The sequence below is a fragment of the Sporosarcina sp. Y1009 genome (genome assembly GCF_057669865.1).
Map to the genome: position 1 here is coordinate 66666 of NZ_JBYHFO010000003.1, position 13955 is coordinate 80620.

The window sequence follows — 13955 nt, forward strand, 5'->3', positions numbered from 1 at the left end:
AATAGGGGGATTTTGTTCATGAAAAAGAAATTTTTACGTTCGACTTTTATTCGAATCTCAATGATTGCTTTGCTATTCTTACAAATTATTCCTTACTTGCATGTCTCAGCACAAACAGCGCCAATGAGTTTCACGGCACTAGACGACAATCGAATGGCGCAAAAAATAGACAAAGAGTTATCAAGCCAGTTCGAAAAAAACGATCAAGTAACCTACCTAGTGAAATTAAAAGAACAAGCAGATACAAAGGCTGCAGCTGAAGAAGCGGAGAACAAATACATGAAGAATAACCAGGTCACTTCAGCCCAACAGCTAAAACGCATTAAAGCATCAGCAGTTGTCACAAGTCTACGCACGACAGCATTTGAAACGCAGTCAACGATTGAAAACCTACTAAAAGCATCTTCAGAAAGTGGTTCAGTGACCGACTATCAGTCCTTTTACATCGTGAACGCTTTTGCCATCACAAGTGATGAAAAGACGATGGAGAAAATCGCTTCACTGCCAGAAGTAGATAAAGTATTACCAAATCGAATGCGCCAATTATATACAAATGAAGAAAAAGAAGTCGAACAGGCTGCCGATAGTTTAGAGTGGAATATCGAAAAAATCGGCGCCAATGATGTTTGGGATCAATACGATATTGATGGGACCGGGGTTGTTGTCGCAAATATTGATTCAGGCGTGCAATGGGATCACCCAACCTTGAAGCGTCAGTACCGCGGATACAATGCGGATGGAACCGTTTCACACGAGCTGAATTGGTTTGATTCAACAAACGGTAATTCCACACCGTATGACGATATTGACCACGGAACGCATGTCATGGGCTCTATCGTTGGAGCTGACCTAACAAAAGAAAACCAGATTGGTGTTGCACCTGGGGCAAAATGGATTGCCGTCAAAGCATTTACGGCTTACGGTGGATCTGATGTTAATCTGCTTGCAGCGGGTGAATGGATCCTTGCGCCAAAAGATCGAAACGGAACCCCTCATCCTGAGGCAGCGCCAGATATTGTCAATAATTCCTGGGGCGGTGGAAAAGGGATGAACGAATGGTATCGTCCAATGGTACAAAATTGGACGGAAGCAGGAATTATTCCAGTTTTCGCAGCGGGGAATGATGGACCAGCCGCAGGAACCATCAACTCGCCAGGAAATTATCCTGAAGTCATTGCCGTCGCATCCACAAATCGTTCCGACGACTTGGCCAGCACGTCATCAAGAGGACCAGCACCCTACCCGGGGGAGATAAAACCAAATATTTCAGCACCCGGCGTTTATATTCGTTCAGCGGTTCCGAATAATAAATACGCGTCCACCAACGGAACATCAATGGCCGCGCCGCATATTACAGGGACGATTGCTATGTTGTTACAAGCAGACCCGACATTGAAAATGAATGATATTAAGAAAATATTACACGAAACAGCGACACCAACGACAAATGACGTCTATACCAATTCACCGAATGATGGTTTTGGCTATGGTGTTGTCGATGCTTTTAACGCGGTCTCATCCGTGACAAGTGGCGGCGGAAAACTAAGCGGGGTCGTTTACGAGGAAGGCGATGGTGAAGATACAACCGCACCAACAATCGAAGTCGATCCGATTAGCGAAACTTACGAAGGAGTGCAACTAAAGCTAACTGCCGAAGTGAGTGACGACATTAGTATCGATACGGTCTCATTAACATACCAAATTGACAGCCAAGAACCACGAACCATCAACGCAGATCTAATCGAAGGAAATTATGAGCAAGGAACTTACCAAGTGAGCATCGACGGGGAACATATCGTGGGTAGTACATTGACCTATCAATGGAAAGCAATTGACTTTGGGGCCAATGAAAGCGAATCAGAAAACGTTGAAGTAACAATATTGAGTCCGCTAACAGTTGGCTATAAAGAAGATTTTGAAACAAAACCAGACGGATGGTTCTCATTCGGTGAAAATGATTCATGGGAATGGGGAGAAGTTGTCTATGGTCCGCTTCCTTATTCAGGCGATCATCTTTACGGCACAAACTTATCAGGGAATTACGAAAACAATTCCAATGCAACATTGGTCTCACCAGCCATCAAAATACCAGAAGGGAACACTTACTTACAATTTGCATCCTGGTACATGATTGAAAATTACTATGATTTTGGACATGTCATGGTGTCCAGAGACCTAGAAAATTGGGAGCAACTAACCCGCTACAGTGGGAACGCAAACTACTGGCAGATTGAAGAAGTCGATTTATCCGACTATGCGGGCGAAATCATCTACATTGGTTTCAACTTATTTTCAGATGATGGATTAGCGCGTGTCGGCTGGTATATTGATGATGTAGAAATCACAGACCAAACACTAGGTGTAGATAATCAAACCTTAGCTTCATTCGAAAAAAAGGTTGTTCATCAACCAATCGTGACAGCTGATAAACCGAACGCGCTTGTTCTTCCAATCGAAGCATCCGTAACGGTACTGGAAACCAAACGAACGGCTAAAACAAATCCCGCAAACGGCAGATTTAATCTCTACCATAAAGCAGGGGAATACACAGTCGTCGCAGAAGCATACGGCTATTATCCAAATCAAAAAACAGTCACGATCCCAGAAGACGGGTCACTGAGCGAAAACTTTAAACTAGACCCAATTCCAATCGGAGAAGTTTCTGGTGCAATCATCAATGCGCAAACAGGCAATCCAATTGAAAACGCTAAATTATTGCTAGTTGAAGACGCAGCTGTCGAGCCCATTCGGACCAATTCTGACGGTGAATATTCGTTTGAAATCTATGACGGCACCTACACACTCCGCGTCTTGGCAGAAGATTATTATTCCAAAGACATTGACATTACAGTCATTGGGAATGAAATCACAACAATTAACGTAGAATTATCGCCTTTCGTTGGATATGAAGGTGAGATCGGCTATGACAACGGAAAAGCAGAAAACGCCCGCGCTTTCTATGACGCTGGTTACGGCTGGGCCGTCCGAATGTCATTGGAAGAAGGCCAAAATACCGCAATGGTAAACGGGGGGCTATTCAATTTTTGGACCGATGACTTCCCGACACCTGGCGGAACTGAATTTCAAGTAGCTGTCTACGATGCAACCGGAATAGACGGTGCACCAGGAAATAGACTCGCAGGCCCGATCGACGCGACAGCACTGCGAACGGGCGAATGGACATATATTGACTTGAAATCTGAAGGGATAATCGTAGAAGACGACTTCTACATGGTCTATATCCAACCGAATCCAGGAGAAGAATCACCTGGTCTATCCTACGAAAACGCGGCGCATACAGAACGAAGCTGGCAATTAATAGATGGCCAATTTAGCCTAACGCCTGCATCTGAAGGAAACTATATGATCCGTGCGCTCGTAAACTATGAAATCGAAAAACCAATCATCACAACACCAACCGAAAACGTCGTGACGAAAACACCGTATCAGCTCATAAAAGGAACCGCAACACCAACAACAACCGTTGAACTCAAGAATAACGGCGAGACGTCCGACTCCGTCAAAATCGGAGAAGAAGGAACATTTTCTTTCCTAACCGAATTATCCGAAGGCGTCAATCACATCATTGCAGCTTCAACACATGACGGAAAAGCAGCTGTAGAATCGGATACAGTCACCATCACATTGGATACAACAAAACCTGAGCTACACATCGAAAGTCCAAAAGACGGCGACATTCTACAAACACAAACAATCATTGTAGAAGGATCCGCCAGCGATGCCAACCTCGATTTTGTAGTCATCAATGGAACTCGTGCAACCGTTGACGAAGAAGGTAATTTTGCACATGAATTACAATTAAAACAAGGCACCAACCGAATCGACATTTCCGCAACTGACATCGTCGGAAATAGCGAAACAACAATCATCATCGTAACAGTCGAAGAAGAAGTTGTGCTACCCGTAATCGAAAACCTTCTTCCAGCAACAGATCAAACAGTAACACCTGGTGACAAAGTAAAAGTTACATTCACAAGTGAAACCATTGGCGGGGAAGCTTATTATGAGATTAAACTTCCGGGAACGCTAAGCTCATCTACTAAAATGCCAATGGAAGAAGTCGAACCAGGGAAATACGAAGCCAGATGGACTGCACCAAACTTCGTACTTGAAGGTGCCGTCATCGAAGTCGAACTAACCGACTCAAATGGCAACAAAGTTACCGCAGAAGCACAAGGTAAAATTACCATCTTACCAAAAGAAGTTGAAGAGCCGGAACCAACTGGCGTAGATCGGATCTCAGACGATAATCGATACTTGACCGCAATCGAAATCAGCAAAAAAGGCTGGTCAAAATCTGACACAATCATTCTCGCACGCGGCGACAACTACGCAGATGCACTAGCTGGTGTTCCTTACGCACATCAATTAGAAGCACCAATCTTATTGACACTGCCGAATGACTTATACGAAGAAACCCTAGCGGAAATCACTAGACTCGGAGCCGAAAAAGTCGTCATCCTAGGCGGTGAAACGGCGATAAGTGAAGACATAGCTCGCAAATTAAAAGCAGCAGGACTCACCGTCGAACGACTCTCAGGAAGTGACCGTTTCGAAACAGCAGTGAAAATCGCAGCCGAAATGGATACAACCAATAAAGTCGTCATCGCAAACGGCATGGACTTCCCAGACGCACTTTCCGTCGCCGCATACGCAGCAAAAGCGGGCATTCCGATTCTATTAACGCAACCAAATAAGTTACCAGCGAAAACACTGGAAGCACTTGAAGCACTCGGAGTTACCGAAACAATCGTAGTCGGCGGTAAAACAGTCGTATCCGATGCGGTAGTGAAACAACTACCAAATCCAACGACATTATCCGGCGCCGATCGATACGAAACAAATATCGCAATCGCCAACCATTTCGGCGTAACGAGTAAGCACCTTTATATCGCAACAGGTCGAGCCTACGCCGACGCATTAACAGGCGCAGTATTAGCCGCGAAAACTGACAGTTCCGTACTACTCGTAAGCAATAAAGTTCCGGAGAGCGTGGCAACGTATATCACAGAAAAAGACGTGAAACGTTTAACGATCTTCGGCGGTGAAACAGCTGTGAGTAAAGAAGTTGCCAAAGAGTTAACGAGATTAATTCAGTAATAAGATAAATAACTTTCAAATAAAGCAGGAGCATTATACCTCTTATACTAGTATTAAAGAGAATGGGTTTTAATCCCATTCTCTTTTAATATCATTAATTTTATATTTGCCATTGTCATTCATAAAAACAATTGTAAGAAGATAATTATTGTCTACTATTATATCGTCATATTGATATTCGCTGATAGTCATAAATTCAACACCATTATCTTCATAATAGCTAACATCTGTTTCTTCTGTGAAAGTAATAGCTCCGTCCCATATAATTAAGTGGCCATCATCTGAACCTGGCACGTGATACTTTGATTCTCCATTAATATTAATTGGAGTCATTCTTTCAGTAATGAATCTGTTTATAAAGCTCTTTGTAAAATGTGAACTGTAAATTTCAGTTACTTCATTTATTGAATAGGTTACTCGTTCGTCGAATATTTCCCACTGCACTTCTCTAGCGGTTAGAAAAAGCGTTTTCAATTCTTCACTACTTAATTCCACGTTCTTTTCCGGTGGAGTAGGCGCAACTGGCGTTTTAACTTGGGACGGTGCTTTAACTTCTTTGACTACAACTTCTTTTTTAGGTGTTTCTTTTTTTTCAATTACTACGGTTTCAATTTCTTTTTCCGCTGGTGTATCGTTTTTTACTACCTCTTCTTCACATCCAACTAGCATAAGGGTCATAGCGGCTAGAATAAAAAACTTAATGGTCAATTTTTCTCCTCCGTAAAATCTTGATATCTATATCCTATACAAAAAGAGTCTCTATTATTACGAGTATATTACAGGATCACTACACTAGTGTTACGGTATTTTAAATTCCGCGGTAACTTTCACGGAGTTCTCCCAATCAAAGAATTCCCACTCCATGCCCCATCAAAACACACCCCAAACATCCTATGGTGGGAAAGTCACCCAATTACAAAAAAACTAAGGGAAAAGAACCACTAACAACATGCAAATACTAGGGCAAATCACCTTGATTAGTCAAACGAATACAAATATTGCTATAACTCGTAGATTCATAAGTCGATTTTTGTTACACTAATTAAAGAATAATTTTAAATAAATAAAATACAATGAAGGGGATGTTCCAACCATCAAGCAACATACGTAAAAAAAATAGATTAATAGGGGCGTGCCAATGAAGAACAAACAGGGGAAATTCGTACCACTTATGTCGAAGTTGCTTGCATTTCTAATGGTATTCACACTCATAACGCCGGCCACTGGTCTTGCGTCTATTCATGATGGAAAAAATCAAGAAACCACAACCAACAACATTCACGAAAATCTATCAAAAGCATTTGAGAAAGAGGAATACGTAAAATTCCTCGTCCTATTAGATGAACAAACCGACACACAGAGCGTAGCGCTTCAAGCAGAACAAAGCGCAAAAAAGCAAAACTTATCTAAAGTCGACACGAAGAACATGAAACAACAAGCTGTCGTTTCAACATTACTAGAAACAGCGGAAAAATCACAAAAGGACGTATCCGCTTTATTAACAAAAGAACAAAAAGCAGGAAAGGTTGAAGACTTTCAAAGTTTCTACATCGTAAACGGTTTTGCCGTTACCGGAAACCAAAAAACTGCCGAGAAACTTGCGAGTTTACCTGGCGTTAAATCCGTCACGTTAGATGAAAAACACAAACTTCTTCCAACGGACGAAAAAGATTACCAAATGACAAAAGCAGATCCAACATCCGATGAAGTCGAATGGCATCTCGATCGCATCAAAGCCACCGACGTATGGGCAAAAGGGTATAAGGGAGAAGGCACTGTCATTGCGAGCATCGATAGCGGCGTCGACGGTAATCACCCAGCGTTAAAAAGGCAATACCGCGGCTATAATCCAGATGATCCAAACAATCCCTCCCATGAATTCAACTGGTATGATGCGGTTTCAGGCAGACTCAGCCCAATGGATTCAGACGATCACGGAACCCACACAATGGGCACCATGGTTGGACAAGAAGCTGATGGGAGCAATAAAATCGGCGTCGCACCAGGCGCTAAATGGATTTCAACGAGAGCTTTCTTCCTCGGCGAAACACATGACTCTTACTTACTAAATGCAGCCCAGTGGGTACTCGCACCAACGGATGCAAACGGCGTACCACATCCAGAAAAGGCACCAGATGTTGTCAATAACTCATGGGGCGGTGGACCTTTAAACAACGATTGGTACCGTCCAGCAGTACAAGCTTGGCGTGCAGTTGACATTGTACCGATTTTCTCAGTAGGAAATGCGGGCTTTTTTAACGACGCATCACCTGGCTCCGCATCTGCACCCGCGAACTATCCAGAATCAATCGCAGTCGGTGCAACAGATGAAAGCGACGACTTGGCATGGTTTTCACTTCGTGGTCCAAGCGAAAGAGGCGATGTAAAACCGGATATTTCAGCACCAGGTGTCAATATTCGCTCATCGATTCCGGGACCAACTTGGGACACATTCGAATATGCGGCGTCAAACGGGACGTCAATGGCAGCGCCACAAGTAGCTGCAACTGCATTATTTTTAAGACAAATCGACCCAACACTGACTGTCGATCAAATTGAAGATGTCCTGAAAATGTCAGCGGTTACAAAGACTGATGACGACTACCCAACAGCTCCGAACAACGGCTACGGCTACGGTTCATTGAACGCAAATGCTGCAGTTGAAACCGTCCTACAAGGCATCGGAACAATAAATGGACAAGTCATCGGTGTCGGCACTGACGACGAAGCGCCAACATTTAACCATGAACAACGCGCAGTCGTTTTTGAAGGAGAAACATCACATTTTTCTGTCCAAGCACGGGACAATATTAGTGTAGAAAATGTCACGCTAACAATTCTTTCTGATGTTGAAACTGAAAAATCTTATGTCGCAGAACGCTCTACAGGCGATCATAAAAATGGCACTTATGAGGTAACCGTTCCGCCAACTGATATTTCCGGCGATTCACTGACTTATAGCTGGACCATAACGGATTTTAGCGGAAACGCAACCGAAAGTGAACAGTACGAAGTCGCAATCGAGCAAGGTGTAACAGATGGATACAGCCAAAACTTTGAAAGTTATCCAGATGGTTGGTATTCATATGGCGTTAACAATTCATGGGAGTGGGGTGTACCGACATTCGGTCCGAGCGGCGCCGCATCTGGTGAAAAAGTAATGGGCACAAACTTGCGCGGCCAATACGAGATGAACTCTGACATGACGCTCGTTATGCCACCTGTTTATCCGGAAGCGAACACAATTCTACGCTTCAACCAATGGTACAGCTTAAGTTGGTTCGGTGAAGATATGGGGACAATCTATGCCTCGACAGACGGCGAAACATGGGAGCAACTTCACCGCATCACAAAAGATAATAAACAATGGCATGAAGTAGGCATTAATTTATCAAGATTTGCCGGTCAGAAAATATACATTGCGTTCAACCTTACTTCTCAAGTGAACCAATTCGAAGGTTGGTATATTGACGATGTTCGACTGATTGATTCAGCAGCAACATCCACGGATGAAGGAACACAAACACGCAATAAACGGGAAATTGCGAAACCGGAAACCGTTACATTCCCACAAGCACCACTTGTCAAACAGCAACCTGCTGACACGGATTTATTGCCAGTCAATGCTGAAATTGAAGTCGTGGAAACAGGTTGGAAAACAACCACCAACAAGCAAAACGGAGCATTTACGATTCACCATCCACCAGGCGAATACAATCTCAACATCGAAGCCTATGGATTTGAATCGAAAACAGAAACCGTCACGCTGACAGAAAAAGGGCAAGTATCACCAACGATTACGCTAGACCCAGCACCACAACAAATCGTTTCTGGCACAGTGAAAGACATCTTCGGTGGGGCAATTAATGACGCAACGATTTTCTTATTAGATGAAGAAAATGCAGCACCCGTCAAATCACAAGCAAATGGTGACTACAACTTACCAGTTTATGAAGGAACTTACACACTGAAAGTTCATAAAGCAGGCTATTACAGTGAAGCGCAGCAAATCACTGTCGAAGCGGGGGAAGAAATCGATTTAAATATTGAGCTTCGTACATTTATCGGCCATGAGCCTTCAGAAATTTATTATGACAATGGTCGGTACAGCAAAAACCTTGCATTTGGAATGAAAGGCAATGGTTTCGCAGTCAAAATGAGCATCGATGAGAACGAAACATCCGCCATGTTAACGGGCGCGAAACTTCAGTTCTGGGCAGGACATGTGCCAGTTCCAGGTGGAGAAGATATTCACATCGCCATTTATGATGCCACTGGAAAAGACGGCGCACCTGGAAATAAATTAGCAGGTCCAATCAATGCGAAAGCTGATCGAAACCTATCGAGATGGACTGAGGTTGATTTATCAGACTTAGGAGTTGTCGTTCAAGATGATTTTTACGTCGTCTACCTCCAAGCAGATGATTATCCATACGTTCCTGGATTCGTTGCTGACGGAGACCAAAATAATTGGGCTGCAAGAAGCTGGGATTATATCGGTGGACAATGGGTGCAGTCAGCGCAAAGTTATGGGAACTACATGATTCGCGCGGTCGTCGATTACGGCCAAGACATCCCTGATCTCGTCAAACCCGTAATCACAAGTCCAACACAAAGTATCATCACAAATAACGAAGCACTTACAATAGAAGGAACAGCTACAAACTCAAGCACAATTCGTCTACTGAACAATGGACAAGAAGCAGGTACTACTGAGGTCGGAGAAGATGGAAACTTCACGATGTCAACGACACTTCTCGAAGGCGAAAACGAACTAAAAGCAGTGACATTACACGAAGGATCACCGGTCATCGCATCTGATCCGGTAACAGTTACACTCGATACGATTAAACCAGAAATCACCATCAACAAGCCAACAGACGGTAGCGTAACAGATCGTGAAAATATCACTGTTGAAGGAACTGTTGTTGATGAAAACCTTGAAATCTTAACAGTCAACGGTGAAAGCACAACTGTCACTGAAGGAAGCTTTGCACATGATCTACAATTAGAAACTGGTTCAAACACCATTGAAGTCGTTGCAGGTGACTTAGCCGGCAACATTGAAACAAAAACAATTACAGTGGAGTACAAAGAAAATACGTATCCATTTGAAGAAATTGGCTATGATGATGGATCACCAGAAATGGCACGCGTATTTTTAGGAGAAGGAAACGGTTGGGCAGTGAAAATGTCCTTGCCAGAAGATGAGGAGTCAGCCACCATCACAAGCGGATTATTCCATATTGGAGACATCGCAAATGGCGATGAATTCACAGTCGAAGTATGGGATGCTTCTGGAATGAATGGACAACCTGGTCAAAAAATTGCCGGACCATTTGAAACAACAGCAGACGGTCAAGACGTCTGGACACAGTTCGATTTGGGCGACCAAAACATTACTGTCGATAGCGACTTTTATATGGTGTACATTCAACCAAAAGCCGGACGCTATTCACCATTCTTGTCAACAGACTTAAGCAGTCCACATACAGGACGCAGCTATCAATATCTCTCAGGGTCATGGCAGCCAACGCCTGAAGTAGAAGGGAATTACATGATTCGTACACGTGTTGTTTATGAAGAAGCACAGCCAATCATCACGCTTCCTGAAAACAACCTAATTACCAATGAAGAAAATCTATCTGTAGAAGGAACAGCAACACCCGATGCAACAATCAAGCTATTCAATAACGACGAAGAAGTCGGTACGGCAACTGCAGATGACAAAGGTGCATTCACGCTACCAATCACATTGACTGAACGCGCCAACGAATTAGCCGTTACTTCAACAATAAACGGAACACTCATCGGGAAATCTGCGCCGGTCGTCGTCACACTCGACACGATCCAACCAGAACTAACGATTGACAATCCAAAAGAAGGCGACGTTGTTGACCAACTAAAAGTCACAGTCGAAGGAAGCATTGCAGATGAAAACCTCGACAATGTGAAAGTAAATGGAGAATCCGCAACAATTAAAGACGGTAAATACACAAAAGAAATCACCGTAAAAACTGGTTTGAACGAAATCGAAGTCGTCGCAACTGACCTAGCAGGAAACACCGAAACGAAAACAATCACGATTACTGTCGAAATACCAGATCCAGTTATCACGAATCTTCAACCAGCAACAAATCAGCACGTCACATTCGGCGATGAAATCGAGATTTCATTCGAAAGTGAATCTGTAGGCGGGGAAGCAAGCTTTGCCGTCCTGCTCCCAGCACTATCGACTACAACAGAAACAGCAAACGAAATGATTGAGGTCGAACCGGGGATCTACAAAGCAACTTGGACTGTCCCTGCAAACCTCAATCTACAAAACGCGGTCATTCAAGTCGAATTGACAGACGCCGCGGGCAATAAAATCACAGAAAAAGCACCAGGTACCATCACAGTCTATGAGACAGAAGTCAACCGAATCTCAGACGACAACCGTTACACAACAGCCATCGAAATCAGTAAAAAAGGCTGGGCTAAATCCGACACCGTCGTACTCGCACGCGGCGATAATTACGCCGATGCCCTAGCAGGCGTCCCGTACGCCCATCAACAAAACGCACCAATCTTATTATCACTAACCAACAATCTATACGAAGAAACCCTAGCCGAAATCGATAGACTCGGCACCAAAAAAGTCGTCATCTTAGGCGGCGAAAGCGCGATAAGTGCTAAAGTTGCAGGCGAGTTAAAAGCAGCAGGACTCACCGTCGAACGCATCTCAGGCAGTGACCGTTTCGAAACAGCAGCAAAAATCGCTGGCAATATGGACACTTCCGGTAAAGCAGTCGTCGCAAATGGAATGGACTTCCCAGATGCACTATCTGTAGCGGCACACGCAGCAAGTGAAGGCTTGCCGATTCTACTAACAGAATCAGACAAACTACCAGCAACAACAAAAGATGCACTCGAAACGCTCGGCACAACGGAAACAATCGTAGTCGGCGGCGAAACAGTCGTGGGCGATAATGTAGTCAAACAACTACCAAGTCCTATCGTCCTATCTGGCAAAGACCGTTACGAAACCAATATCGCCGTAGCCAATCATTTCGCTGTAGCCAGTAAACACCTCTACATCGCAACCGGCCAAAACTACGCAGACGCCCTAACCGGTGCCGTCCTAGCAGCAAAAAACAATAGTGCAGTCATACTCGTGCACACAAAAGTACCAGAAAGCGCAGCAACCTATCTAGCAAATCACGAAGTCAAACGCCTAACAATCTTCGGCGGCGAATCAGCAGTCAGCAAAAAAGTAGCAGAAGATTTATTAACACATATTCAATGACAGTTTTCGAGCTAGAATCCAGTGTTGGGATTCTAGCTTTTTAAATACACAAATAACCGTTGTCCGCCCAATAAATCACGTCCGCTCAATTCCAAAAGATGTCCTACCAATATCTTAATTCCTCTCCCTAGCCCCTCCATACCACCAATAAACCTCACCCTACTACGACAAAATAACCATTTTAAGTCTCCCAACTAGCAAATGTGGGTAAACTAATTTCCAAATCAAGTAAATTAAAAGAGGAATCTGTGACTTGTGTGTCGAAAGTAATGCATATATGCCAAGAATCAAACTTTTGCCAACATCACATGACAGGAGAGAAAAGTGAAAAGTAAACTAAAACTACTCATAACCATCATGCTGAAATTCACTTCTATTGTGATTTATCAGTTCATGTGTTTCCTAGTCGTTTGCCAAAAAAAACGGGTGGTCTTCATGACACCACGTCATACTGACCTAAAAGACAACCTATATTATTTATTTCAAGAAATGCAAGCAGCCCAACCGGATCTTGAATACATCATTTTAACAACGAGCAAGAAAAAGTTTCTAAAACCATTCCGTCAAATGATCAAAGAGTATTATTACCTAGCCTCATCTTCTACTTTCATTCTAGATGACTATTATTTACCGTTATATTTAATTCGAGTACGGGAAGAGACGACCGTTGTTCAACTTTGGCATGCGTCGGGTCCGATGAAGCAGGTCGGTTATAGTTTAAAAGGCTACCCCGATGGTCCAAACGAAAGTTATTTAAAAGTCGTGCCGATTCACAGCAATTACGACAAGTTAATCGTCAATTCAGCGAGTGAAATCGACTACTATTCAGAAGCGTTTAATATGGAAAAGTCGAAAATCTTGCCACTCGGTTCACCGAGAACGGACATTCTATTCAAAAGCGTGGGAGCTGCGACTCAAAAAGAAGCATTCCTTAAAAAACATCCACAATTCGTAAACAAAGAACTCATCCTCTGCGCTCCGACATTTAGAGGGAAAAGCACGAGTACCAACCAATACCTACCGCATTTTGATGTAGAAAAACTAACACCGAAACTACTAAAAGAAAACAAAGTATTGATTTTTAACCTACATCCCTATATGAATAAAAACGAAACATACATGGCGAGTACCGACAAAAACGCAGTATTTTGGAATCAGGGTGAGTACACAATAGAAGAGCTGCTCATGATATCAGATGCGCTCATCTCGGACTACTCATCAGTCATTTATGATTTCGCAATCTTAGAAAAACCAATTGCGATGTATTGCTATGACTACGAAAAATACAATACACAAAGAGGATTTTATCTCGATATTAAACAAATACTACCATCCACCTATTTTGAAAATGAAAGCGCTTTATTCAATTGGATCTTATCAGACACAAAAAAGACAACCGAAGTCAAAGCACTCAAAGAGAGCAATTTCAAATACCAAGACGGCCAGGCATCCAAGAGAATTATTGGGGAAATTTTCCAGGAAATAGCAGACGATTAATTTCCCGGGAAAATATACCTAGAAATATGTGAGTAAATGAAATGGAGGA

At 43.2% G+C, this 13955-nt stretch carries 4 protein-coding genes; 3 read left to right on the forward strand and 1 reads right to left on the reverse strand.

The annotated features are described in order from the left end of the window. Positions 1–18 precede the first annotated feature (18 nt). Positions 19–5121, forward strand: a complete 5103-nt coding sequence (locus tag AC25Y1_RS04885) for a cell wall-binding repeat-containing protein (protein WP_488146832.1) — start codon at positions 19–21, stop codon at positions 5119–5121. Between the two features lie 69 nt (positions 5122–5190). On the opposite strand, the gene AC25Y1_RS04890 is transcribed toward AC25Y1_RS04885, so the two are convergent. After that, positions 5191–5829 carry a DUF3993 domain-containing protein gene (locus AC25Y1_RS04890; RefSeq protein ID WP_488146833.1) on the reverse strand — a complete coding sequence of 213 codons (639 nt, stop codon included), beginning with the start codon at positions 5827–5829 and terminating at the stop codon, positions 5191–5193. A 430-nt stretch (positions 5830–6259) separates the two neighbouring features. Here AC25Y1_RS04890 and AC25Y1_RS04895 point away from each other — a divergent pair, with 430 nt between their 5' ends. Then, on the forward strand, positions 6260–12409 hold the full coding sequence (locus tag AC25Y1_RS04895; RefSeq protein ID WP_488146834.1) for a cell wall-binding repeat-containing protein: 6150 nt from the start codon (positions 6260–6262) through the stop codon (positions 12407–12409). Positions 12410–12802: 393 nt separating this feature from the next. After that, positions 12803–13906 carry a CDP-glycerol glycerophosphotransferase family protein gene (locus AC25Y1_RS04900; RefSeq protein ID WP_488147028.1) on the forward strand — a complete coding sequence of 368 codons (1104 nt, stop codon included), beginning with the start codon at positions 12803–12805 and terminating at the stop codon, positions 13904–13906. The last annotated feature ends 49 nt before the right edge of the window (positions 13907–13955 follow it).

What these genes read in the sequence shown, in the direction of transcription:
- AC25Y1_RS04885 (WP_488146832.1), top strand. Translation starts at nt 19, where the DNA reads ATGAAAAAGAAATTTTTACGTTCGACTTTTATTCGAATCTCAATGATT.
- AC25Y1_RS04895 (WP_488146834.1), top strand. Translation starts at nt 6,260, where the DNA reads ATGAAGAACAAACAGGGGAAATTCGTACCACTTATGTCGAAGTTGCTT.
- AC25Y1_RS04900 (WP_488147028.1), top strand. Translation starts at nt 12,803, where the DNA reads ATGTGTTTCCTAGTCGTTTGCCAAAAAAAACGGGTGGTCTTCATGACA.